Origin of the sequence: Bacillus sp. 522_BSPC, from assembly GCF_001076885.1 — a bacterium.
In the GTDB taxonomy this organism is placed as follows: Bacteria; Bacillota; Bacilli; order Bacillales; family Cytobacillaceae; genus Niallia; species Niallia hominis.
Map to the genome: position 1 here is coordinate 14,764 of NZ_JVDT01000118.1, position 24,395 is coordinate 39,158.

Consider the following 24,395-nt stretch of genomic DNA (forward strand, 5'->3'; position numbering starts at 1 on the left):
GCGAGATTGATGAAATCTGCACTGATTACTGGTATAACAGGTCAAGATGGAGCTTATTTAGCACAATTGTTATTAAATAAAGGGTATAAAGTGTTTGGCTTACTAGCTAGAAGAAGTACAGATACATTATGGAGACTAGAATATCTACAAGTTAAAGAAGAAGTAGAACTAATTGACGGAGATATGACAGACCTCTCATCTTTAATAAGAGCATTACAGGTAGCTAAACCTAAGGAAGTATATAATTTAGCAGCACAAAGCTTTGTTGGGACCTCGTGGGAACAGCCAGTTTTAACAGGAAATATCACAGGCTTAGGAACAGTCAATATTTTGGAGGCCATAAAGTTAACGAATTCAGAGATAAAATTCTATCAAGCATCAACAAGTGAAATGTTTGGATTAGTACAGGAACAGATTCAAACGGAAAAAACGCCATTTCATCCAAGAAGTCCTTATGGTGCGGCTAAATTATATGCACATTGGATGACAATTAATTATCGAGAAAGCTATAAAATGCACACTTCTTGTGGTATTTTATTCAATCATGAGTCGCCTTTAAGGGGAATAGAATTCGTTAGCAGAAAAATCACAGATGCCGTTGCAAGAATAAAATTAGGGATGCAAAAGGAATTGAGGCTGGGCAATATAGAGGCAAAAAGAGACTGGGGCTATGCAGCAGATTATGTTGAAGCAATGTGGCTAATGCTTCAACAAGAAGCAGGAGATGATTACGTTATATCCTCGGGCAAAACAACCACTGTTCGCAGACTTTGTGAAATCGCCTTTAGCTATCTTGATTTAGATTATCAAGATTACGTCATAATAGATGCCCAATACTATCGGCCGGCAGAAGTAGACGTGCTTTTAGGAGACTCATCGAAAGCAAAAAGACAGTTAAATTGGAGAGCGAAGACAGAGCTGGAACAAATGATAAAAATGATGGTGAATGCAGATATGCAAAGAATAAGGAAGGAAATCAGCACCTATTCTTCCACCTATCCTAAACTAGCAAATTTATAGATTGTTAACCATGAAGTAGTCGAGAACTGCTTTTTTTTATGCATAAAAAATAGAAGGAGGGGAGCTAGTGAAGCCAGCTGGAAAAATTAAAGTAATGTTCCTAGTACACACCGCCATAATTGGAGGCGGAGAAAGAAGTTTAATTGATATATTAACCTATATCAACAAAGAAAGATTTCAACCCACATTAGTATGCTTTGAGAACGGTCCTCTTGTGGAGTGGGTCAGGGAAATATCTGGTGTTGAGGTTGTTGTCATTCCATTTTCCGATAAAGTGTTGAAGTATAACAGAGATGAAAAAAGTATAGTAAGGTTCTTGTCTATCTTCTCTTTATTTGCCCCGATGGTTAAGCTTTTTTCTTTCATGTATAAGAGCGAGGCAAAGATTGTCTATTCTAACTCAATGAAAGCCCATTTTATTGGTCTAGTTGTTGGGAAGCTGGCGTTTAAAAAGGTAATCTGGCATGTAAGGGATATTATTGACGGTGGAGTAAATAAGAGACTGTTTGTTGCTCTGTCAAAGTTTACGGATGAAATAATATGTATTTCAAAGATTGTATCTAGCCAATTTGGAAAATCAGAGAAAATAAAAATTGTCTATAACGGGATTCTTCCACTAGAGGAGGTTACTAGAAGTGAAGGAATTTAAAGTAGCTATTATTGGCCAGATTGCTAGGTGGAAAGGGCAGGATGTGTTCATTAAAGCAGCAAAGCTTTTGCATCCAAAGTATCCTGAAATTAAATTTTTGTTAATTGGAGATGTATTGTTTGAGAAAGAAGAAGAACTTCAGTTCAAGAATCACTTATTAGATTTAGCGAAGGATTGTGATTATATTGAGTTTCTAGGTCATAGGGAAAATGTGTTGGAATTACTGAAAGATATCGATATTTTAGTACATGCGTCTGTTAGGGAAGAGCCGTTTGGCAGGGTGATTATTGAAGGGATGGCTTCCAAAATACCAGTCATTGCTGCGAAAATAGGAGGACCACTTGAAATCATTGAAGATGGAATATCTGGAATCCTGTATGAACCTGGAAATGTTAGAAATCTAGTCTCTAAACTTAATGGCTTGATTGAAGATGAACATCTGTATAAATCTATTGCAAGCGGGGGAAATAAAAGATTTCTTGAAAAATTCAGTCTGAAAAAAACTGTTTCAAAGGTTGAGGAGTGTATAGGGATAGTTTCTAAAAAATGAATGGAGGTGAATAGATGGAGAAAGTATCCATATGTATCTGTACAAGAAATAGACCGATTGATTTAAAAAATGCAATTTATTCTATTTTTCAATCTACATATAGAAATTTTGAGGTTATAGTTTCTGACGATAGTACAAATGATGAAACAAAAAAGATGATTGAAAAAGAATTTTCAGAGGTGAAATATGTAAAAGGACCTAGAAAAGGACTTTGTTTTAATCGTAATAATGCATTAAAAATAGTCACTGGATCGAGAGTATTATTTATGGATGATGATGTGAAGATGTCTAAAGACTTTCTCAAAATTGTAAATAAAGTATTATTAAGTTATCTAAATGCGTCAAATATTATTATTACAGGAATTGAAAGGAATAAGGGAACCCTTGTATTACCTAATAATGTGAATTTTTTAGGACATCAAGCAATTCCGTATAATGGGAAAGAAGAGTTAAAGACTATAGTGATTAATAGTACACTATTTCCAGCTTCTTTGTTTGAATTTCTTAAATTTGATGAGCAACTTGTCTATGGATATGATGAAGTTGATATTGCGACTAGAGCCAAATCACTAGGATATAAAATTATTCTGTGTGAAGAGGCAATTAATGATCACTATCCCTCTAGTGTAAATAGAGAATTTTATAGGTCTTTTAAAGAAGCTTCTAGAATATATGTAACTTATAAAAAATATTATTACGTAGAAAATAAAAAATTGAAATCAGGTATTTATTTGTTTTACTCTTTATTTCATACACTAGCATTTGAGATAAAGGAAAATAAAATAAGTGGATTTAAGAGAGCATTAATAACATATAAATATGCGATTAACTATATAATACTGAATAATAGATCTTCAAGCATCGCTGAAAAATAAAGAATTAAGGTGATAAAGATGAATGGAAAAGTTAGTGTAATAGTTCCTATATATAAAGTAGAAAAATACTTATCTAAATGTATTGAAAGTATTATTAATCAATCCTACTCAAATTTAGAAATCATTTTAATTAATGACGGTTCTCCAGACAATTGTGGAAATATATGTGATGCGTATTCAAGAATAGATAATAGAATACAAGTTATTCATAAAAAAAATGGAGGACTTTCTGATGCACGAAACGAGGGTTTAAAGATTGCAAGTGGAGAATATATTAGTTTTATTGATTCAGATGATTATATTGATAAAGACTTTTACAAAATATTAATTGATTTGATAAGGAATAGTAATGCAGACGCCGCACAATGTTCTTATAAAAAAATCACTGAAAACGGTAATCTATCCTATAAGAATGATATATTAGAAGATAAAAATGATGAAAATATATCATTACATAATTTAGATATATTGAACAGTTTATATGGAAACGAAGAAATTACAGTGATATGGAATGTTTGGAATAAATTGTACAAAAGAGAGTTGTTAAGAGATATCTATTTTCCAAAAGGTAAATTACATGAAGATGTTTTTACAACGTATAAAATTTTATATAGAGCAAAAATGATGGTTTCTACGAATAAACAGTTATACTTCTATACGCAAAGGGCAAGTAGTATTATGGGAAGATTTAATGTTAAACATTTAGATGTATTAGAAGCATATGTTGAACAAGTATATTTTTATGATAAGAAAGGGCTAAAAGAGTTAAAGAGAAGAGCGGCAAATATTTTGGAGATTACTATAAAGGCATCAATTGTACGTGTATTAAATTCTAATATAAATGATAAAGAACAGATATTAGATAATTTGATAAATTTCTATAAACGAAATACCAAATTATTTGACAGAAATAATAGAAACCTTAAGCAAAATATATTATATATTTTAATAAAGATTAGCCCTAGTTATCTTATAAAATCACTGTACAGATTTTCTAAAGTTAAAAAGCAAGGCTACAATTCAGAAAAATCGATAGCATAATATCAATTATGCACTTAAATAAATGGTGAAACTATAATAGAACAGGAGCTAAACTATGATTATTAGCAGGATAAACAATTATATCTATTACCAAAGAAGAAGGTTTTTCAGAATGCAAATGAATTTACTTGCACCTATAAAAGCAAGTTTCTTCAAGAAGAAAATTAGTAATAGTGTTAAACCTAAGATATTTTTATTTGGTACTCCTGAACATGGAAATTTAGGAGATCAGGCAATTGCGTGTGCTGAAATAGAATTTTTAAGGGATCATTTTAAAGCGTATGATATTTTCGAATTACAGTTTCATGAAGTGAAATATTCATTAGAGATAATAAAAGAATCTATTACCAAAAATGATATTATCACCCTACATGGAGGAGGGAACTTAGGAATCGAATATTTTGATGAAGAAGAACTACGAAGAGAAATTATCACTAATTTTCCAAATAATAAAATTCTGGTTTTTCCTCAAACAATTTATTTCGGTAATACAGAAAAAGGTTTAAGGGAATTAGAAAGAACAAAGAGGATATATGCAAATCATAAGGATTTAACATTAATAGCTAGAGAAGAGAAATCTTATAAGGATATGAAGAATTCATTTGAGAATAATAAAGTCATTTTAACACCGGATATTGTTATATATTTGAATAAAATGAATCCCATTGAGAAAAGGTCGGGAATAACCTTCTGCTTCAGAAATGATGTGGAGGGGATTTTAGATGAAGAATTTAAGCATCAACTGATAAATGAAGTTTCTGCTTCTTACAAAGTGATTAGAGTAACGGATACTATAGTTAACTACTCGATTAATAAGTCTAAACGAAATAAAGAACTCTCGAAAAAATGGAGCATATTTAGAAAATCAAAATTAGTAATAACAGATAGATTACACGGTATGGTATTTGCTGCTATTACTTCGACACCTTGTATTGTATTCAGTAATTATAACCACAAGGTAAAATACACCTATAATTGGATAAAACATCTTCCTTACATTAAGTTTGTTGAAAACAAGGAAGATGTTTTTGTATATATAAATGAATTACTAGAACTAAGTGACAAGGAATGTAAGTATGATAATTCATTTTCGATGACTTATTATAATCAGATAGTCGAGTGTATTAATGAGAATAAACGAGATGGAAGCCCTATTATGAAAAGTATGTCTAGTTAATTTTTAATAACACAATTTAGCTGTTTTTAGTGTATTTTACGTAGAAATGAGGGCAAGTCCTTGAATAAACAGATTAAAGTAGGTGTAGTTTTATCCTATACAAATACGTTTATTAGTTTAATAACAGGTTTGTTGATTACACCGATAACCTTGAGATTATTTGGTCAATCTGAATATGGATTGTATTCTTTAGCGCTGTCAGTAATGAATATGCTAATCCTTTTTGATTTTGGTTTTTCTAATGCCATAGTAAAGTATGTAGCAAGCTATCGGGAAAAAAATCAACTGAAGGAATATCATAATATCAATGCCATGTTTTTAATCCTTTATTCCTTTATTGGTATGGTTGTATTTATATGTGGGATGGTCATTGCTGCTGGTGCGGATATCATTTTTTCTAATGGTCTGAATGGAGAGGAATTAGCAAGATTTCAATTGATGCTTCAAATTGTTTCTATTAATTTAGGCATATCTTTTCCATTAAAACTATTTGGTGGAATAATAACCGCCCATGAAAAGTTTATTTATAGTAACCTATTAAATATTTTACGTTTTATTACGAATCCGCTAGTGACTTTATCTATTTTACTATTAGGATACTCGTCCGTTATGGTGCTAGTGGTAATAACAATAGTAAATTTTCTTCTTTCTTTAGTGGATATATATTATTGTTTTGCTGTTTTAAAGATGAAAATAAAGTTGTATACCTTTGATTTCCGACTTTTAAAAGAAATCACTGCATATTCCATATGGGTATTTATAGCAAGCTTAGCTGATTTTATTTATACAAGGACAGATATGTTTATTTTAGGCGCTTTAGTGAGCGCTGCAGCAGTTGCTATTTATAATGTGGCTGAAGTAATAAATACTATTTATTCCAAGCTGACAATGGTGCTAAGTGGTTTTTTCTTACCCAAAATGGTACGCATGGTTTCACACAATGAGAGTAATCATGAAATAACAAATTTGTTTATTAAGATATCGAGAATACAGTTTATTTTAGCCGCTTTAGTGTTAACTGGCTTTGCATTAGTAGGTCATGAATTTATTTTAATATGGGCTGGTCAAAACTATTCAATGGCATATTGGATTATATTACTAGTTATCTCTTCTCGATTTATACCAGTTGTTCAAGTGTTAGCAACTTCCATTTTACAAGCAAAGAATCTACATTCTTTTCAATCAAAACTCTATTTAGTTGTTGCTGTATTCAATTTAATAATAAGTATTCCGCTAGCAAAGATGTATGGAATTATTGGTGTTGCAATTGGAACAGTCATTGGGAAAATGATTAATACAATTGTCATGAATTTTTATTATTCCAAAATAGGCATAGAGATGAAACGTTATTATAAAGAAGTGGGAATACTCTTTGTCCCTATGATAATAATTGGTATAGTAGGATTTGTACTAAAATCATTTGTCATCGTTACTTCTATTGTAGACATATTAATATTTTCTATGGTAATAAGTGTTTTTTATGCAGTAATTATGTATTTCTTCTTTTTAAATAAAAGCGAAAAAAATATGATTATAATACCTATGAAACGTTTTGTTCCGAAAAGAGCAAGTTGATAGCAATACAATTAAGAAGTGTAAAGGAGGCAATTCATGAAAACAGCCATCATCCACGACTGGCTAGTAGTCTACAACGGTGCAGAAAAAGTACTAGAAGAACTACTCAAACTCTACCCCGATGCAGACCTTTACAGCACAGTCGAACATCTAGAAGCAAAAGATAGGCATTTTATTCAAAATAAAGAGGTCAAAACAACGTTCATACAAAAGCTTCCTTTCTCAAAGAAGAAGTATCGTAACTATCTACCACTCATGCCTTTAGCAATCGAGCAACTGGATCTATCAAAATATGATTTAATCATCTCTAGTTCGCATGCTATTGCCAAGGGAGTGATTACTGGACCGGATCAATTGCATATTTCTTATGTCTACTCACCAATACGTTATGCTTGGGATTTGCAGCATCAATACTTAAATGAATCTGGACTTGATAAAGGCTTAAAAAGTTGGATAACAAGGTACATTCTACACTATGTTCGTAACTGGGATTATCGAACAGCAAATGGTGTGGATTTTTTTATGTGTGTATCTGATTTTATCGGACGGAGAATTTGGAAGACCTACCGGCGGGAAGCAAAGACAGTTTATCCTCCCGTAGATGTATCTGCTTTTACATTAAGGGAAGAAAAAGAAGACTTTTATTTAACAGCCTCACGAATGGTACCGTATAAAAAGATAGATACCATCGTGGAGGCTTTTGCTTTAATGCCAGACAAAAAACTGGTTGTCATTGGAGATGGACCGGACTATAAGAAAATTAAAGCAAAGGCTGGACCCAATGTTATTTTGATGGGGTACCAGCCTTTTGAAGTATTAAAGGATCATATGCAGAGGGCGAGAGGCTTTATTTTTGCGGCAGAAGAGGATTTTGGAATTGTTCCGTTAGAAGCACAGGCATGTGGTACACCTGTTATTGCTTTTGGAAAGGGTGGGTCTCGAGAGACGGTGAGAGGATACAATGAATCCATAAATCCAACAGGTGTCTTTTTCTATGAACAAAATGCTGAAGCGATTGCTGCTGCTGTCCAAAAGTTTGAGCATATCCATATTGATTCGATCGATTGTCGAAATCATTCCCTGTTTTTTTCTAATGAACGTTTTCGCAAAGAATTTAAAGCTTTTATTGATAGTAAAATAAATGCTTGGAGTAAAGAAAGGGTTATGGTTAATAAGGTAACTTCAGAACAATGGCTGAAAATGAAAAGAAAGGCATAATAAAAAGGAGGTATTCTCTTGAAAACGGCAATTATCCACGATTGGTTGGTAGTTTATAATGGGGCGGAAAAAGTACTGGAAGAGATACTAAAGATTTATCCAGATGCAGATCTATACAGTACGGTCGATTACTTAGAAGAAAAGGATCGGCATTTTATTCAAAATAAGAAAGTGAACACCACTTTTATTCAAAAGCTTCCTTTCTCCAAAAGCAAATACCGTGCATATCTACCTTTTATGCCATTAGCAATTGAACAACTTGATCTATCGAAATATGACCTAATTATCTCCAGCTCTTATGCTGTGGCAAAAGGGGTAATAACCGGACCTGATCAGCTTCACATTTCCTATGTTCATTCGCCGATTCGCTATGCATGGGATCTTCAACATCAATATTTAAAAGAATCAGGAATGGATAAAGGATTAAAGGGATATATAACAAGATTTCTTCTACACAAGATTCGCAATTGGGATTATCGGACAGCGAATGGTGTAGATTTTTTTATGTCTAATTCTGATTTTATTGGAAGAAGAATTTGGAAGGTTTATAAAAGAAAATCCCAAACGGTATATCCACCAGTAGATGTATCAGCCTTTAGTTTTCATCCAGAAAAAGAGGACTTCTACTTAACGGCTTCCCGAATGGTTCCCTATAAAAAAATAGATACAATTGTAGAGGCATTTTCGCTCATGCCAGATAAAAAATTGATTGTGATTGGAGATGGGCCTGATTTTAAAAAAAATAAATCGAAAGCAGGTCCAAATGTTAGCATGATGGGATATCAATCATTTGAAGAATTAAAAGATCATATGCAAAGAGCAAAAGGATTTATCTTTGCAGCAGAGGAGGACTTTGGTATTACCCCTTTAGAAGCGCAAGCATGCGGTACACCAGTCATTGCATATGGGAAAGGCGGTTCGCTTGAAACAGTGAAGGGATATATGGAATCAGAAAACCCAACTGGCTATTTCTTTTATGAACAAACAGCCCAATCTATTAAAAAGGCAGTTGAGGAATTTGAACAAATTTCCTTTAATCCTTCTAATTGTAGAAATCATGCATTGAAATTTTCACCAGATAGATTTAGAGAGGATTTTAAACAATTCATTGATGACAAGCTTGCTAAAAAATACAATCGAATTCAAAAGCATTCTTTAATGAACGAGAATGTTAAATCATTTTCCATAACGGATGTTCACTGGGCTAAGAAGAAAGCAATTGGCTAGGGAGGGATAATGATGGTAATTAAGCAGGAAATTAGTGGAATAATGACTTATCAAGGAAATAAAGAAAGTGTATTAAAAGAAGTAGGAAATCAACAATATGTTTGGAATGATAAACGGAATATCTATTATAAACTCGGAGAAATTGGGATGATTATTTGGGAATATTGCCAATATCCGATTAGTAAACAACAAATTATTTCCATGTTAATGGATAAATATGACGTTTCAAAAGAAGACTGTGAAGAACAGGTGGAACTCTTTATAAAGGAATTGTTAGAAGATGAGTTATTGGAATTGGTGAATTTGAAAGGATGTATAGAGTGATCCGCATAATAAAAAAATGGATAACACTAGATTTCAAACAAAAATGCCTACTAATAGAGGCATTTTTTTTCTTGGCAAGGGGGAGGTACTTAAAGCTTTTGCCATTTAAAAAAGTTGCTCCTACTTTGGGGGAAGAATCTTTGGAGACGCCGCCGGTAATAATTAGTCAAGATGAAAAAGTGATTAAGGATGTATCCTTTGCTGTTCAAACCATGAGTAGATATACATTATGGGAAAGTGCCTGTCTGGTTCAAGCAATTGCTGCTACTCGCATGTTAAACAGAAGAAACATTGAAACGACTTTATACTTAGGGATTGCTCGAGATACAAAAGGAATAATGCATGCACATGCTTGGGTGCGTAGTGGTTCTTTATATGTAACGGGTGCTGACGCTAAACAGAACTTTACTGTTGTCAATAAGTTTGCTGGTGGACGAAAAAATAGAGGTGGAAGTTTTGATAAAATATCAAGAGATTAATCTAGATAATTGTTCGAAGGAACTTCAATTTTTACTGAAGCTATTAAATGATCGTAATGATGTAAGCAATCTATTAGAAGCGTTTCATGCCATCATAAATTGGCAGGAATTTATAAAGCTAGTTTATTTTCATAAAGTATATCCTACCATTTACTTAAAGTTTTCGAGAGAAGATTCTACTTTTTTACCAATGAAAGTGAAAGAACAAATACATCAATTATATGTAAATAATACTTTTAAGATGTTGATTTTATCGAAAGAGATGGATGATATAAATAAAGCGTTTTATGTTAAAAATATACGTGTAATAATGTTGAAAGGTCCAGCTCTTAGCTATCAGTTATATGGAGATCTGTCCTCCAGAACGTCAAATGATCTAGATATATTGATTCCTTTTCATGAACTAGAACGTACAAGGAGTATTCTACAATCTAAAGGATATCAATTGGAATATGAACCTCCGAGAAAGTTAAAGGATTGGCAAAAGCGGAATCATCATTTGGAATTCCTTCATAAAGAGAAAAACTGCAAAGTAGAGGTTCATTGGAGATTGCACCCTGGTCCAAGTAAGGAACCAAGCTTTGAAGAATTATGGAATAATAGAAAAACAGTTTATATAACAGATAAACCTATTTATACCTTAGATGAAGAAACATTATTCCTTTATCTTATTACACATGGTGCGCGTCATGGCTGGTTTCGCATTCGGTGGTTGACGGATATCATGCAAATGATAAAAAATAATCCCGAACTAGTCCAAAATCCATTAAGGGTGAGTGAATATCAGGCTTTTCCTTTATTTCAACAGACAGTTCATTTATTAGAGAGAACAAAATTAATATCTGTTTCCTACTCGATAAAGATAAACAAGCGATCCAAAATGCTCGCACAAAAAGCATTCACTTTTATAAAAGAAAGAATTGATTTTTATCATCCACCAAGTAAGGAATGGGATAAAGAAGGTATAAAGTATTTGTTTGAAATAAAGCCATTTGCCCAGAAATTAGATTTTTTTGTTCGCAAATTTGCTGCAAACTCCTGGGATGCTGAAGTTCTGCCCTTACCGTTAGCTCTTCATTTTCTTTACATTCCACTAAGACCATTCCTATGGCTATGGAGAGTTATCATAAAACAAAAAGTTTCATTCAGGAGACTATAAAATGAGGAATTTAACAATCTATTTAAAGAAACTCAAAATGGTTACGGGGCCGAAAATCTATATGAACATTTTTCTCAGCATTTTTATAAGTGCAATAGAAGGTATTAGTATTTATTTGCTCGTCCCAATGCTTGCAGTCATAGGATTATTCGAAGCTTCTATTAGTAATGTTTTCCCATTAAATGTATTAGTGAAAGGACTGGAACAGTTACCTTTTACTCTTAATTTGCCATTTATTTTAGTTCTTTATTTTATGTTATTAACAGGGCAAGCTTTGCTACAGCGATACCAAACGATTTTGAATACAGAAATCCAACAGAACTTTATTAGATATTTACGAGTAGAAACTTATGAATCATTAATAAAAGCCAAATGGGAATATTATCTGGAAAAAAGAAAGTCAGATTTTAACTACATCTTAACAACTGAAATATCAAGAGTAGGAATAGGAACACATGGCATTATTCAATTAATTGGCATTGTCTTTTTTACGATTGTGCAAGTCACTCTTGCATTTCTATTATCACCTTCATTAACGATAGTGGTAATGATTTGCGGTGCAGTCATCGCCATTTATATGAGAAAGTTTGTTAAAGGTTCCAAAGTATTAGGCAAAGAGACGACCGAATTAATGTCTAATTACTTTGGCGGAATTTCAGAGCAATTCAATGGAATGAAAGATATGAAAAGTAATAGGCTGGAATCTTCCTTTAATGAATGGTTTCAATCTATGTCTAACCGTATACATCAAAATGTCATGAAGCTAGTCAAACTGAATTCAAAGTCAACCTTTATATATAGGGTAGCAGCAGGACTTTTAATTATCTTTTTTGTATATGTTTCTTTTTCCTTTATAAAAGTTCCACCAGAAAAAATGATTCTTGTTATCTTGATTTTTTCTAGATTATGGCCGAAATTTTCCTCTATTCAAAGTAGTATAGAACAAATTGTAACGATGTTTCCTGCATTAAATCATTTACTGAAAGTGCAAAAGGAATGTAGAAAAGAGCAGGAATGGGATTTTTCACAAATGGAAGAATTGCCATCTAAGCCATCATTTCATTTAGAAAGTGCCATTGAATGCAAAAATGTATCCTATAGATATAAGCAGGCACAGGATAATTGGGCGCTCTCTAATATAAATATTGCCTTTCCAAAGAATAAAACGACAGCAATCGTTGGACCTTCAGGGGCAGGAAAAACTACGTTAGTAGATATTGTAATGGGCTTATTACAACCTGAAGAGGGGAAAGTCTTCGTTAATGGTGACCCCTTAACAGAAAAGACTGTATTAGGATATAGGAGCACCATCAGTTATGTAGCGCAAGAACCTTTTTTATTTCACAGCAGTATTCGAGAGAACCTGCAAATGGTTGCCCCACATGCAAGTGAATGGGACTTATGGAATGCATTAACCTTTGCTGCAGCGGATGAATTTGTCCGAAAAATGCCTCAAGGATTAGATACGATTATTGGGGACAGAGGGATTAGGCTATCAGGCGGCGAACGCCAACGTCTTATCCTAGCAAGAGCAATTCTCAGAAAACCAACCATTCTTGTACTTGATGAGGCAACAAGTGCGTTAGATAGCGAGAATGAGAGGAAAATTCAACAAGCAATTGATCGATTAAAAGGGACGATGACAATCATTGTTATTGCCCATCGTTTATCTACGATTAGAAATGCCGACCAAGTTGTCGTGCTAGAGGGTGGAAGTGTCATACAGGCAGGGGAATATGGAGTCTTATCAGAGACAAAAGGACCATTAAGAAGAATGTTAATCACACAGGAGTTAGCTAGTAACCAAACATTAGCTTAGCTCCTTTTTATAAAAAGGGGGGGATATAGTGAAACTAGTCCTATTATCAGGTGGTTCAGGAAAACGCCTATGGCCATTATCAAACGATGCTCGCTCCAAACAGTTTCTCAAAGTATTATCAAATGAGGATGGAGAAAAGGAATCCATGGTTCAAAGAGTATGGGGGCAGCTTGCTAAAAATAATCTCGTAGAAGACTCTCTTATAGCCACCAGTAAATCACAAGTAGAAATGATTCACACCCAGTTAGGTTATGATGTCCCTATCGTGGTGGAACCAGAAAGAAGAGATACCTTTCCAGCCATTGCATTAGCTGCTGTATATCTATATTCCATTAAAGGTTGTAGTCCGAACGAGGTAGTGGTTATGCTTCCAGTGGATCCATATGTAGAAGATCAATTTTTCACGAAAGTAAGAGAGATGGAAGATCGATTAAGGGAGAGTGAGGCAGAACTTGCATTACTTGGTGTAAAACCAACTTATCCATCTGAAAAATATGGGTATATTGTTCCGTCTAGAGATAAAAGAAGTGACTATATGCATGTGGATTCCTTTAAAGAAAAGCCGTCCGAAAAAGTGGCTAAAGAATTAATGGAAGATCAAGCACTATGGAATTGTGGTGTATTTGCTTTCTGTTTAGAATATATTCTCAATATATTGATCGAAAAAGGAATCCCTATCCACTATGAACAATTACTAAATCAATATCATTTGTTGCCCAAAAATAGTTTTGACTATGAAGTAGTAGAAAAGGCAAACAAAATCATCGCGTTAAGTTATGAAGGATATTGGAAAGACTTGGGGACATGGAATACGTTAACAGAAGAAATGAGAGATTCAATTAATGGAAGAGGATATGTCAGCAATGGATTAATAAATTCCCATATTGTAAATGAACTGGATATCCCTATTACATTAATTGGTCTGGATAATGTAGTGGTAGCTGCTAGTCCAGATGGTATTCTTGTAACAGAAAAAGAATCTAGTCCAAAAGTGAAAGAAATATTAAAAGGTCTAGAAGAACGCCCCATGTATGAAGAAAGAAGGTGGGGCTGGTATAAAGTTTTAGAGCATACGAAGTATAAGGAAGGGAATGAAGTTTTAACAAAGAGAATATGTGTAGATACGGCAAAAAATCTCAGTTATCAGGTTCATTATAAAAGAAGTGAAGTGTGGACAGTGATTAAAGGAGAAGGAGTTCTAGTTATCGATGATCAACTCCGACATATTCGTGCAGGAGATGTTATCCATATTCCCTTAGGTACAAAACATGCTTTAAGGGCGACAAGCACAATGGAAATCATTGAAGTTCAAACAGGCAGTGAATTAGTGGAAGAAGATATCTATCGTTTTTCTTTTGAATGGGAAGAAATAATCAAGGAAATGACCGTTAAGTAAAAAAAATAGCAAAAACGCTATTTTTCTTGTTGAATAGTAATAAAAAACATGATATGTTCTTTATTAAGAACCGTTTTGTTATAAGGTCTTTTTTTCATAACACCACGTTCTTAATAAAGAATCAATTATAGGGATGGAGATAAAAAATGAGTGCAATTGCTGGTATTTATAATAAAAAAAATGAACATGTATCAGATGAACATATTCATTTAATGATGAGTGGGTTCCAGCAATTTCCTGCTGATGATATTCAGGTTTTTACAATGGATCATATATTTATGGGATGCCATGCTCAATGGATTACCCCTGAATCGATTGGTGAAAAACTTCCTTATTATGATCCGAAAAGACAATTAGTCATTACCGCAGACGCAATTATTGATAATAGAACGGAACTAATAAGTAAATTAAAAATAGATGCTCATGATAGGAAAGATGTTACAGATAGTCAGCTCATACTCCTTGCCTACGAAAAATGGCAAGAAGAAACACCTAAGTATTTGATTGGTGATTTTGCCTTTGTTATTTGGGATAAAACAAAACAGAGGCTTTTTGCAGCAAGAGATTTTTCTGGTAGTCGAACCCTTTACTATAACGATCAAGATGGGCGTTTTTCCTTTTCAACAACAATGGAGCCTTTATTAAATCTACCAAATGTGAGAAAAGAATTAAACGAGGAATGGCTGGTAGAGTATTTAGCTATTTCTGCTGCTGTGGATGTAGCGAATGTCGCAATTACACCTTATAAAGCAATAGCACAATTACCACCATCTCATTATTTAATGGTTGAAGGTGGTTATCTGAAACAATTTAGGTATAGTCAACTAAGTCAAGAAATACAACCAATAAGATACAAGAATAGCCAAGACTATGTCGATGCATTTATGGATGTGTATCAAACAGCTATTGAAGCAAGATTACGTACCTTTAAGAAAGTTGGATCCCAATTGAGTGGGGGATTGGATTCTGGATCAGTGGTAAGTATTGCTGCCAATAAGTTAAAAGAAAAGTCGAATGGTACCTTAACAACATATAGCTATATACCGCCTAAGGATTTTCAACCATTCGTGCCGAAGAGTCTACTGTCCAATGAAACACCATTTATTAAAGAAACGGTGGATTTCATTGGAGGGTTAGAGAATCATTATTTAGATTTTGCAGGAAAAGATTCCTATTCAGATATCGATACATTTTTGGATACATTGGAAATGCCTTATAAATTTTTTGAAAATACTTTTTGGATCAACGGAATTTATGAAGAGGCAAAAAAACAGGATATTGGTATTTTATTAAATGGTAATAGAGGAAATTTATCTATTTCTTGGGGATCAGCACAGGATTACTTTCCAAGATTATTAAAACAGCTTAATTGGCTAAAGCTTTATCAAGAGATTACTAGTTATAGTAGACTGATCAAACGACCAAGAAGAAGAGTTGCTAACATGGTAATAAAGGAAATACTCCCTCCATCTCTTCTTAGTAAAAATAAAGCGATTTCTAAGGGCGTTTCTCCGCTTGTTCATCCAGCATTTGCAGAGAAAATGGGAGTTTATGACCGTATGCGATTATTTGGAATAAGCGAAACAGGCTGGTTTTTGAGCAATAACGCATATGAACATAGAAAAAGACATTTCGATGACTTGTTTCATTGGAATGCTACTAATACATTTTCTGGAAAGCTGTCTTTAAAGTATGGAATAATCAGTCGCGATCCAACAAATGATTTGCGAGTTATCCGTTATTGTCTATCCATACCGGAAGATCAGTATGTTCAAAATGGGATGGATAGAGGGCTTATTCGGAGAGCGACAAAGGGCTATCTTCCAGACAAAGTCCGCTTAAATCAACAAGTAAGGGGTGTGCAGGGAACAGATTGGGTCCACAGAATGATTCCTCAATGGAGTTCATTTCTACAAGAAGCACAAGATATGCTAAAGGATAAAGAGATTTGGTCATATATGAACAAAGAAGCAGTAATAAAAGGTTGGAATAAAGCAAAATCGGGAGTTAGAACAGATTTTGCAGTGGATGCAGATATACGAATATTAATGAGAAGTATTATTCTATTTCGCTTTATGAAGAAAATGTCCTGAAAGGAGGTGAGTATATAATGGAGAAATTAGAATGGAAAGAACCTAAGTTAGAAGTGTTAGAAGTTAGTAAAACAATGGCTAGCACATTTGATAACAACTCGTTAGATAATACGTATCCAGCTGGAACTGCATGGGGTGATCTAGGCTGGAGTTAATAAACACCATCCATCGATATTAAATTCAATTTATGATGTAAGCCTCACTTCCTATTATTTAGAAGGTAGAGGCTTTTCTACTGTATAAAAACAGGGAGAAATGGGGGGAACTATGACGACTATCCAAACTATCTATCATTATTTCGCATTTGGCTCTACTATTTATAGCGAATTTCATCTACCGGAATTAAGCAAACAAATAGATAATCGATCAAAACCAGACATATTTATCTTAAAAAAAGATTTACAAGAACAATGGTTAGCCACTTCCAATCCTAATAGCCATTTCGTATTTGATAAAGACTCTGTATTATTCTATGCGCCAAACATTGCCATCTTTTTGATAGAGAAGGGGAGGTATATCTATATCACTCCATTAGCGAATAATAAGCAAGATGAAATTCGTCTTTATTTGCTAGGTACTTGCATGGGAGCACTCCTTATGCAAAGAAGTATTCTCCCTTTGCATGGTAGCGCTATCAGTGTTAATGGGAAAGCTTATGCGATAGTGGGAGAATGTGGTGCTGGAAAATCAACCTTAGCAAGAGCATTTATGGAAAGAGGCTATAAATTAATTAGTGATGACATTATTCCCCTAAAGGAAACAACAGCTAAAGAATCTATAGTTTTGCCTTCATATCCAAACCAAAAATTATGGCTGGAGAGTCTAAAAAATTTTGATATGAACGTCGATAACTATCAAACAATTGCCTATAGAGAAGAAAAATATAGTGTACCTATTTCCTTTCAATTTGAGAATAGCTCTCTTCCATTAGCAGGAGTTTTTGAGCTAAAAAAGGAAAGAAGACAGGAGATAAAATACAAAGAGGTATTAAATTTAGAGAGACTACAAACTCTTTATATTCACACCTTTCGAAATATATTTCTTCAACCTTTAGACTTACTACCCTGGCATTTTTCCACTACATCTAAACTAGCAGATTCCATTAAAATGTTTCAGATTATCAGGCCAGAATCACGCTTTACAGCAAATGATATAGCAGAATGGATTTTACATACGGTTAATGGAGGTAATAATAGTGAGTAAAACAAAAATAACTATTGAAATGACCAGTACAGTGGAGCAGACACCAGGTCAAATAGTAAGTGACATGAATGGTGAAAAGGTAATGCTAAGTGTAGCAAATAGTAAATACTATAACCTAGGAGTAATCGGTGGAGATATTTGGGGAATAATAAAGGATCCCATTACAATAGAAAAGTTAGTGAACAAGTTATTAGACAAATATGATATAACCCAAGAAGAATGCCAAAAACAAGTACAATCATTCTTACTTACATTAAAAAAAGAAGGGCTGATAAAAATAATAAATAAGGAGAAGAGGAGAGTCAATGATTGGGGAAAGAATTAAATATTTGCGGTTACGAAAAGGCTATTCCATTTCCAGATTAGCAAAGGAAGCGGGAGTATCAAAAACCTATTTAAGTAATCTAGACAGAGGTATACAAAATAATCCATCTCTTCAGTTTTTGGAAAAAGTAGCGGAGAGATTAGGAATAACGGTGGATCAATTAATCAGTGATGAATTTAAACAGGAAGACATATAAACGATGATAAAAAATTTTACTCCTGCCTACATATTGATGTTCAAAGTTATCCTATTCTTCCATTTAACTAATTATAAAGATGCATCTCCTTATTTCGAACAGGGAGATGCATCTTTTTTATTTGTCCAAATTTCTATTTTGAAATAATTAGTCGAATTTTTCTAACCCTTAAACACCTCTTAGTATGTTCTATTTCCATTTTAGTCTGAGGGTGGACATAAATAAATTTAATATGGAAAAAAGAATATATATAATAGAAGAAATAAAATAACGCTTCCATATAAAATGTTAAAAAGTCGTGTAGTTATATAAAACAAATGAATAAAAAAAGCGAGTAACCACTCGCTTAGTAAGGAATCGATATATATAGTTAAAGAACGAATGATGGTACTACTCGGAGATAAGCTTATCAGCTAAATACTCGCTCCAAACTTCAAACCCTTGTTCATTCGCAATCGATTTATCGCCAGGTAGTTTTTTGTAATAATCTTTAACCTTTTCATCCTTACGATCTGGCCAAGCTTCCCAATGGTTCCAATAGGGAATTTCTTCCGCTTCGGCATATTTCTCTAGATCACTGACTTGCATAGGATAGAGGTTGGCTTCATATAATGGATGTGCTGGCATTAAAACGAACGTAACATCAGGCAACGAATCCTTGGTTTCTTTAATGACCTTATTGATATTCGTTAATGTTGTAGAAATATTTACTGCTTTGTCATTATCATGTAATAAGAATGGCTCAAAGATAACCATATCTGGTTTCTTGTCAATTAGAGATTCATACTCTTCGTCATTTACATAATCGGAAGTAGTTCCGTCATAAACGATACTGTCGATGGTTACATATTGATCATACTTACTGGACAATGCTTCTTTTAAAGGAGTAAGTAAACCAGACTCTTGATCGCCAATCGAATCTGAGCCAACTAGTAAAATATGAAACGCCTTTTTGTCTGATAATTTCGCTTCTAATACTTGTTGCGCTTGTTCTGGCCAAGATTTAGCAAAGCCCATATAGTAATCAAGGCTAAAGTAGCTCTCTGGATTAGAACTTTTTTCTTGGGAAACCGTTGAATCGTGTGTTTCGTGAATCGGTGATAAAGGACTATCTCCCCGAATATTCCAATGAATATTTCCAATAATAAGAACCACAACAAGAACAATAGAAAGAATAGATAGAATAGCTGCTTTCATTTCAACCTCCAGGAATTCAGTATAATCGTTTTATTTAAGTATACCGATAATTTACAAGTATGAAGGAAACTTATCCCTTTTATAAAAAAAAGATAGGAAAAATGTCAATTAATTGGTATAGTAATAAACGTAGTAATTCAAATCTATTAAAATTATGACAAGAAATGACAATATATGCAATGATATATGATATAATATTTTTAGTTTTTTATATTTTTCTAGGAGGAAGTCATGGAAGAAACGATTAGTCTAAAAGAATTATTCGACACACTTAAGAAACGATTTGCCCTTATTATCTCCATCACTTTAATCGCAATGATTGTAAGTGGGATAGTAAGTTATTTCATTATTACACCGGAGTATAAATCTTCAACACAAATTCTTGTCAACCAAAAGAAAGAGGAATCATCAGCTGTCATTAATTCAGGTGAAGTACAGGCAAACGTACAAATGATTAGCACATATAGTGTGATTCTAAAAAGTGCGGCTATCTTAAATATTGTAAAAGAAGAATTGAATTTAGATATGAGTGTTTCAAAATTGAATAGTAAGATTACTGTGGAAAGTGCGCAAAATTCGCAGGTAATGACTCTATCTGTTACAGATGCTGATCCAACAGTAGCTTTGCAAATTGCCAATAAAACGGCAGAAGTGTTCGAAAAAGAAATTAAAAATATTATGTCCATTGACAATGTGACAGTATTGCCACTTGCAGAGGACCAAGAAAATCAAGCGCCAATCAGTCCAAACCCACCACTTAATATTGCGATTGCAGCGGTAGTAGGGTTAATGATTGGAGTCGGTTTAGCATTTTTACTAGAATACTTAGATAATACAGTAAAAACAGAACAAGATATTGAGAAACTACTAGATTTACCAGTGTTAGGCGCCATTACAACCATTGATGAAAGCCATGAAGCGAAGTTAAGAGGCGCTCAAAAAGGAAGAAGTAGGGGGGATTTACTTGGCAGCAAGTAAGAGAGCAAAAAAAGGCGGTTTAGCCTTAAATAGAAGAAAACTTATAACAAAGTATGATCCGAGATCTCCTATTTCTGAGCAATATCGAACAATTCGTACAAATGTTCTTTATTCTAGTATTGATGAAGAGATACGTTCTATCTTAGTGACATCTTCTGGACCAGGAGAAGGAAAATCAACAACAGCAGCGAACTTAGCAATTGTTTTTGCGCAACAAGGAAAAACAGTCCTGCTTGTTGATGCTGATTTACGTAAACCAACCGTTCATTACACATTTAACTTGAACAATACATCAGGTTTAACATCAGTCTTAACTAATCAGTTAGGGTTAATGGAAGCTGTTCATGAAAATGAAGAGAAGAATCTGTATGTTTTACCTAGTGGTCCAATCCCACCAAATCCTTCTGAGCTACTGGGATCCCGTGCGATGAACCATTTCTTAGAGAGAGCACTCGAGGAGTTTGATATTGTCCTATTTGATACACCACCAGTATTAGCCGTTACAGATGCACAAGTGCTCGCTAATCTTTGTCATGGAAGTATATTAGTAGTTAGTAGTGGGAAAACGGATAAAGAAGAGGTTTTGAAAACAAAAGAAAAGCTATCAGCAAGTTCCGGGAAAGTATTAGGAGTTGTCCTTAATAATAAAAAAGCGGACAAAAAAGGTGACTATTATTACTATGGAACAAATTAACAAGTAAGTAGACGAGATTCGACAATCTTCGCTATTTACGAATCAGTAGTTCAATGTTACTATTTTTGAAGTGTTATAGGGAAATAATAATAGATTACTAAAAATAGAGAGGTGTAGCGTAATGATTGATATTCACTGTCATATATTACCTGGGATTGATGATGGGGCAGCGACAATAGAAGATAGCGTAGTGATGGCAAGAGCGGCTGTTCAAGAAGGAATAACAACGATTATTGCTACACCTCATCATAAGAATAACAAGTTCAGTAATCGAAAATCTTCTATTCTTACAAAAGTAAATGACTTAAACACCGTTTTAAAACAAGAAAATATACCTCTTACGATACTTCCAGGACAGGAAGTGAGAATTTATGGAGAAGTGTTAGAAGATTATTATAAGGAAGAAATTCTCACGCTTAATCATACAAAATACCTTTTCATTGAGTTTCCTTCTTCCTCTGTTCCACGATATGCAGAAAGATTGCTGTATGAACTACAAACAGAGGGAATCATTCCAATTATTGTTCATCCAGAGAGAAATAAAGAATTGCAGGAGAAACCTGATCTTCTTTATCAGTTTGTGAAGAATGGCGCGTTGACACAAGTGACAGCTTCTAGTGTGGCTGGTTATTTTGGGAAGAATGTGAAGAAGTTTTCGGAGAAGTTGATTGAACATAATTTAACTCATTTTGTGGCTTCGGATGCTCATAATATTTATAATAGAACTTTTATGATGAAAAAGGCATATGATCTTATAGAAATGAGATTTGGTATGGGTTATGTGTATTTGTTTCTAGAAAATTCAGAAATTCTTGTTCGTGATAATATTATTATGAAAGAAGTACCAGAACGGATTAAGAGAAAAAATTTTTTAGGTATTTTTTAGATATGAAATACCGATAACATAGAGTTGTATTACGTAATTGCATGTATTCTGATTTATCTTAAAAAGATATTAGTGTTTTTTAGAAAGTAATGTATGCTGATACACTTTTTACTTTTCTCAAAATCAACTAATTATTTTTATTATTGGGGGTCAATTAATTGAAAAAAGTAAGAAAAGCTATTATTCCTGCAGCAGGATTAGGAACAAGATTTTTACCAGCTACCAAATCAATACCAAAAGAAATGTTGCCAATTTTAGATAAACCTACCATTCAGTATATCGTTGAAGAAGCTATTGATTCTGGTATAGAGGAAATTATTATCGTGACAGGAAAAGAGAAAAGAGCAATAGAAGATCATTTTGATTTTTCGATTGAACTAGAAAATAACTTAAAGCAGAAAGGGAAAAATGATCTATTAGAAAAAGTTCAACATGCTTCTAGACTTGCGGATATCCATTATGTTAGACAAAAGGAACCAAAAGGACTAGGACATGCAGTGTGGAGTGCTCGTAAATTTATAGGGAATGAGCCATTTGCAGTATTACTTGGTGATGATATAGTACAAGCAGATGTACCATCACTTAAACAGTTAATTAATAAATATGAAGCAACAAACTCTTCTGTAATAGGAGTGCAAAAAGTGAACGATGATGAAACTCACCGTTATGGTATTATTGATCCGAAATTTAATAATGATCGTCTTTATGAAGTGAGAAGTTTTGTTGAAAAACCAAAACCAGGGACTGCTCCTTCTAATCTTGCTATAATGGGAAGATATGTTTTAAAACCGGAAGTATTCCATTTTTTGGGGGAACAATCAGTAGGAATTGGTGGTGAAATTCAGTTAACTGATGCAATTCAGAAGTTAACTGAATTTCAAAAAGTTTTCGCATTTGATTTTGAAGGAAAACGATTTGATGTAGGAGAGAAACTTGGTTTTATTAAAACAACAATTGAATTTGCTGTTATGGAAGAAGAATTTAGAGAAGAAATCATAACGTATCTACAAAGTATCCTAAATAGAATATTAATTAAGGGGTGAAATTGTGAGCAAAACTAGATCCGAGGTTAAAACTGATTCTTATTTACATCTTACTAATTCTAAGGTTGAAATAAACAATACTTCTCTTGTATTTATCTTTATTAAGCGTTTAATAGATATTATTGGAGCTTTAACGGGATTGGTAATTACAGCACCAATCTTTTTATTAGTTAGTATCTTTTATTTATTTGGTGATTCCAAAGGTCCCCTTTTTTTTAAACAACACAGATATGGGAAAAGTGGAAAACTATTTTATATTATTAAGTTTCGATCGATGATAGTGAATGCTGATGAAAAGCTGAAATCTAATAAAGAACTGTATAATAAATATTTGAAGAATAATTATAAATTAGAACCCAATGAAGATCCAAGGATAACAAAATTAGGAAGGTTTCTTAGGAAAACAAGTATGGATGAGCTTCCTCAATTAATAAATGTTTTAAAAGGAGAAATGAGTATAGTTGGACCCCGACCAATAGTAGAAGATGAACTCAGAGAGTATAAAAATAGTGCAAATGACTTTCTATCAGTTAAACCCGGAATAACTGGTTATTGGCAAGTTAGTGGGCGTAGCGATGTTGGATATCCGGAAAGAGTGGATCTAGAAATGTTTTATGTATACAATAAATCGTTATTATTAGATACTAAAATAATTATTCAAACTATAGGGATAGTATTAAAAAGGAAAGGTGCATATTAAAAATATAGTGTGGTGCTCTATAATGAAAAATGCTCTAAAAAAAATTTTTTTAATTCTACGTTCATTTTATTATTCACTAAAATATAGATTAGAGTTAGGGCAAGGGGTTAAAATAAAAAAAATATTAATACGAAATAATTATAATATTAAAATAGGTGATTTTTCTTTCATTGATGATTTTGTCATTTTAAATGCTGGATCAAGTGCTGGGAAAATAATAATTGGAGAAAATTCTTTTATTGGTGCATTTTCATTATTAGATGGAAGTGGTGGATTAACAATTGGTAATCATGTCATGATTGCAACTCATGTCCGAGTTGTAGCAGCAAATCATAATTTCGACAATATTAATATGCCGATGAAACAGCAAGGTTTAACTACAAAGGGTATAATGATTGAAAATGATGTTTGGATTGGAACAGGAGCTGTTATTTTAGATGGTGTAAAAGTAGGAAAAGGAAGTGTTATAGCAGCTAACTCTGTTGTTACAAAGGATGTACCAGATTATTCAGTTGTTGCAGGGGTACCTTCAAAAATTATTAAAAAGAGACAGTAAATAGATTGAGGAGAG

26 protein-coding genes are annotated in these 24,395 nt (G+C 33.3%); 25 read left to right on the forward strand and 1 reads right to left on the reverse strand.

The genetic code is table 11. The features are described from left to right. The first annotated feature begins 9 nt into the window (after positions 1-9). The 19 genes from gmd to ADJ83_RS09140 all read left to right on the forward strand — a co-directional run bounded on the left by gmd (position 10) and on the right by ADJ83_RS09140 (position 18,326). Entirely contained in the window at positions 10-1,020 is a 1,011-nt protein-coding gene (gmd, locus tag ADJ83_RS09055; protein WP_204375763.1) for a GDP-mannose 4,6-dehydratase, read from the forward strand. A 67-nt stretch (positions 1,021-1,087) separates the two neighbouring features. Beyond that, positions 1,088-1,669, forward strand: a complete 582-nt coding sequence (locus ADJ83_RS09060) for a hypothetical protein (protein ID WP_048717574.1) — start codon at positions 1,088-1,090, stop codon at positions 1,667-1,669. After that, positions 1,656-2,219, forward strand: a complete 564-nt coding sequence (locus ADJ83_RS09065; RefSeq protein WP_048717576.1) for a glycosyltransferase family 4 protein — start codon at positions 1,656-1,658, stop codon at positions 2,217-2,219. Before ADJ83_RS09060 ends, ADJ83_RS09065 begins: the two co-directional genes overlap by 14 nt. 14 nt (positions 2,220-2,233) lie before the next feature. Beyond that, complete coding sequence (locus ADJ83_RS09070) at positions 2,234-3,094, forward strand: glycosyltransferase family 2 protein (RefSeq protein WP_048717578.1); 861 nt, start codon at positions 2,234-2,236, stop codon at positions 3,092-3,094. Positions 3,095-3,112: 18 nt separating this feature from the next. Continuing rightward, entirely contained in the window at positions 3,113-4,135 is a 1,023-nt protein-coding gene (locus tag ADJ83_RS09075; protein ID WP_048717581.1) for a glycosyltransferase, read from the forward strand. Positions 4,136-4,247: 112 nt separating this feature from the next. Then, on the forward strand, positions 4,248-5,312 hold the full coding sequence (locus ADJ83_RS09080; protein ID WP_048717583.1) for a polysaccharide pyruvyl transferase family protein: 1,065 nt from the start codon (positions 4,248-4,250) through the stop codon (positions 5,310-5,312). Positions 5,313-5,372: 60 nt separating this feature from the next. Beyond that, positions 5,373-6,887: an oligosaccharide flippase family protein gene (locus ADJ83_RS09085; RefSeq protein WP_048717586.1), complete on the forward strand. Its 1,515-nt coding sequence runs from the start codon at positions 5,373-5,375 to the stop codon at positions 6,885-6,887. 36 nt (positions 6,888-6,923) lie between these two features. Further along, complete coding sequence (locus ADJ83_RS09090) at positions 6,924-8,105, forward strand: glycosyltransferase family 4 protein (RefSeq protein WP_048717588.1); 1,182 nt, start codon at positions 6,924-6,926, stop codon at positions 8,103-8,105. Between the two features lie 18 nt (positions 8,106-8,123). Further along, positions 8,124-9,332 carry a glycosyltransferase family 4 protein gene (locus tag ADJ83_RS09095; protein ID WP_048717590.1) on the forward strand — a complete coding sequence of 403 codons (1,209 nt, stop codon included), beginning with the start codon at positions 8,124-8,126 and terminating at the stop codon, positions 9,330-9,332. A gap of 9 nt (positions 9,333-9,341) precedes the next feature. Beyond that, positions 9,342-9,656 carry a PqqD family peptide modification chaperone gene (locus tag ADJ83_RS09100; RefSeq protein ID WP_082169256.1) on the forward strand — a complete coding sequence of 105 codons (315 nt, stop codon included), beginning with the start codon at positions 9,342-9,344 and terminating at the stop codon, positions 9,654-9,656. Then, positions 9,644-10,135, forward strand: coding sequence for a lasso peptide biosynthesis B2 protein (locus ADJ83_RS09105; RefSeq protein ID WP_048717595.1), 492 nt, complete (start codon positions 9,644-9,646; stop codon positions 10,133-10,135). Before ADJ83_RS09100 ends, ADJ83_RS09105 begins: the two co-directional genes overlap by 13 nt. Further along, on the forward strand, positions 10,113-11,294 hold the full coding sequence (locus ADJ83_RS09110) for a nucleotidyltransferase domain-containing protein (protein WP_048717597.1): 1,182 nt from the start codon (positions 10,113-10,115) through the stop codon (positions 11,292-11,294). Before ADJ83_RS09105 ends, ADJ83_RS09110 begins: the two co-directional genes overlap by 23 nt. 1 nt (position 11,295) lies before the next feature. Continuing rightward, complete coding sequence (locus ADJ83_RS09115; RefSeq protein WP_048717599.1) at positions 11,296-13,113, forward strand: ABC transporter ATP-binding protein; 1,818 nt, start codon at positions 11,296-11,298, stop codon at positions 13,111-13,113. 28 nt (positions 13,114-13,141) lie between these two features. After that, a complete protein-coding gene (locus ADJ83_RS09120; protein ID WP_048717601.1) occupies positions 13,142-14,509 on the forward strand; it encodes a sugar phosphate nucleotidyltransferase in 1,368 nt (455 codons plus the stop codon). Between the two features lie 146 nt (positions 14,510-14,655). Beyond that, on the forward strand, positions 14,656-16,602 hold the full coding sequence (locus ADJ83_RS09125; RefSeq protein ID WP_048717603.1) for an asparagine synthase-related protein: 1,947 nt from the start codon (positions 14,656-14,658) through the stop codon (positions 16,600-16,602). Positions 16,603-16,619: 17 nt separating this feature from the next. After that, positions 16,620-16,757, forward strand: a complete 138-nt coding sequence (locus ADJ83_RS25190) for a paeninodin family lasso peptide (RefSeq protein WP_152910808.1) — start codon at positions 16,620-16,622, stop codon at positions 16,755-16,757. A gap of 112 nt (positions 16,758-16,869) precedes the next feature. Beyond that, the gene (locus ADJ83_RS09130) at positions 16,870-17,805 is read left to right on the forward strand and encodes a hypothetical protein (RefSeq protein ID WP_048717605.1); all 936 of its coding nucleotides are present in this window, start codon (positions 16,870-16,872) and stop codon (positions 17,803-17,805) included. After that, positions 17,792-18,130: a lasso peptide biosynthesis PqqD family chaperone gene (locus ADJ83_RS09135; RefSeq protein ID WP_048717674.1), complete on the forward strand. Its 339-nt coding sequence runs from the start codon at positions 17,792-17,794 to the stop codon at positions 18,128-18,130. Before ADJ83_RS09130 ends, ADJ83_RS09135 begins: the two co-directional genes overlap by 14 nt. Beyond that, entirely contained in the window at positions 18,111-18,326 is a 216-nt protein-coding gene (locus tag ADJ83_RS09140; protein WP_031536208.1) for a helix-turn-helix domain-containing protein, read from the forward strand. The genes ADJ83_RS09135 and ADJ83_RS09140 overlap by 20 nt, the downstream gene beginning before the upstream one ends. A gap of 390 nt (positions 18,327-18,716) precedes the next feature. Here the strand turns inward: ADJ83_RS09140 and ADJ83_RS09145 are convergent, their stop codons facing one another. Beyond that, positions 18,717-19,523 (reverse strand): SGNH/GDSL hydrolase family protein, encoded by an 807-nt coding sequence (locus ADJ83_RS09145; RefSeq protein WP_048717607.1) that lies wholly within the window; start codon positions 19,521-19,523, stop codon positions 18,717-18,719. A 231-nt stretch (positions 19,524-19,754) separates the two neighbouring features. Here ADJ83_RS09145 and ADJ83_RS09150 point away from each other — a divergent pair, with 231 nt between their 5' ends. The 6 genes from ADJ83_RS09150 (at position 19,755) to ADJ83_RS09175 (ending at position 24,380) form a co-directional block, all read left to right on the forward strand. After that, entirely contained in the window at positions 19,755-20,501 is a 747-nt protein-coding gene (locus tag ADJ83_RS09150) for a YveK family protein (RefSeq protein WP_048717609.1), read from the forward strand. Then, positions 20,488-21,195, forward strand: a complete 708-nt coding sequence (locus tag ADJ83_RS09155) for a CpsD/CapB family tyrosine-protein kinase (RefSeq protein WP_048717611.1) — start codon at positions 20,488-20,490, stop codon at positions 21,193-21,195. Before ADJ83_RS09150 ends, ADJ83_RS09155 begins: the two co-directional genes overlap by 14 nt. A gap of 121 nt (positions 21,196-21,316) precedes the next feature. Next, positions 21,317-22,081 (forward strand): tyrosine-protein phosphatase, encoded by a 765-nt coding sequence (locus tag ADJ83_RS09160; protein WP_048717613.1) that lies wholly within the window; start codon positions 21,317-21,319, stop codon positions 22,079-22,081. 158 nt (positions 22,082-22,239) lie between these two features. Then, positions 22,240-23,124, forward strand: coding sequence for a UTP--glucose-1-phosphate uridylyltransferase GalU (galU, locus tag ADJ83_RS09165; RefSeq protein WP_048717615.1), 885 nt, complete (start codon positions 22,240-22,242; stop codon positions 23,122-23,124). 70 nt (positions 23,125-23,194) lie between these two features. Continuing rightward, complete coding sequence (locus tag ADJ83_RS09170; protein ID WP_204375764.1) at positions 23,195-23,824, forward strand: sugar transferase; 630 nt, start codon at positions 23,195-23,197, stop codon at positions 23,822-23,824. A gap of 22 nt (positions 23,825-23,846) precedes the next feature. Next, positions 23,847-24,380, forward strand: a complete 534-nt coding sequence (locus tag ADJ83_RS09175; protein WP_053094369.1) for an acyltransferase — start codon at positions 23,847-23,849, stop codon at positions 24,378-24,380. The last annotated feature ends 15 nt before the right edge of the window (positions 24,381-24,395 follow it).

Excerpts from the sequence above, each read along its gene's own strand:
- gmd (WP_204375763.1), top strand. The coding sequence starts at position 10 with ATGAAATCTGCACTGATTACTGGTATAACAGGTCAAGATGGAGCTTAT.
- ADJ83_RS09070 (WP_048717578.1), top strand. The coding sequence starts at position 2,234 with ATGGAGAAAGTATCCATATGTATCTGTACAAGAAATAGACCGATTGAT.
- ADJ83_RS09075 (WP_048717581.1), top strand. The coding sequence starts at position 3,113 with ATGAATGGAAAAGTTAGTGTAATAGTTCCTATATATAAAGTAGAAAAA.
- ADJ83_RS09080 (WP_048717583.1), top strand. The coding sequence starts at position 4,248 with ATGCAAATGAATTTACTTGCACCTATAAAAGCAAGTTTCTTCAAGAAG.
- ADJ83_RS09090 (WP_048717588.1), top strand. The coding sequence starts at position 6,924 with ATGAAAACAGCCATCATCCACGACTGGCTAGTAGTCTACAACGGTGCA.
- ADJ83_RS09100 (WP_082169256.1), top strand. The coding sequence starts at position 9,342 with ATGATGGTAATTAAGCAGGAAATTAGTGGAATAATGACTTATCAAGGA.
- ADJ83_RS09105 (WP_048717595.1), top strand. The coding sequence starts at position 9,644 with ATGTATAGAGTGATCCGCATAATAAAAAAATGGATAACACTAGATTTC.
- ADJ83_RS09115 (WP_048717599.1), top strand. The coding sequence starts at position 11,296 with ATGAGGAATTTAACAATCTATTTAAAGAAACTCAAAATGGTTACGGGG.
- ADJ83_RS09125 (WP_048717603.1), top strand. The coding sequence starts at position 14,656 with ATGAGTGCAATTGCTGGTATTTATAATAAAAAAAATGAACATGTATCA.
- ADJ83_RS25190 (WP_152910808.1), top strand. The coding sequence starts at position 16,620 with ATGGAGAAATTAGAATGGAAAGAACCTAAGTTAGAAGTGTTAGAAGTT.
- ADJ83_RS09130 (WP_048717605.1), top strand. The coding sequence starts at position 16,870 with ATGACGACTATCCAAACTATCTATCATTATTTCGCATTTGGCTCTACT.
- ADJ83_RS09140 (WP_031536208.1), top strand. The coding sequence starts at position 18,111 with ATGATTGGGGAAAGAATTAAATATTTGCGGTTACGAAAAGGCTATTCC.
- ADJ83_RS09145 (WP_048717607.1), bottom strand. The coding sequence starts at position 19,523 with ATGAAAGCAGCTATTCTATCTATTCTTTCTATTGTTCTTGTTGTGGTT.
- ADJ83_RS09150 (WP_048717609.1), top strand. The coding sequence starts at position 19,755 with ATGGAAGAAACGATTAGTCTAAAAGAATTATTCGACACACTTAAGAAA.
- ADJ83_RS09160 (WP_048717613.1), top strand. The coding sequence starts at position 21,317 with ATGATTGATATTCACTGTCATATATTACCTGGGATTGATGATGGGGCA.
- ADJ83_RS09175 (WP_053094369.1), top strand. The coding sequence starts at position 23,847 with ATGAAAAATGCTCTAAAAAAAATTTTTTTAATTCTACGTTCATTTTAT.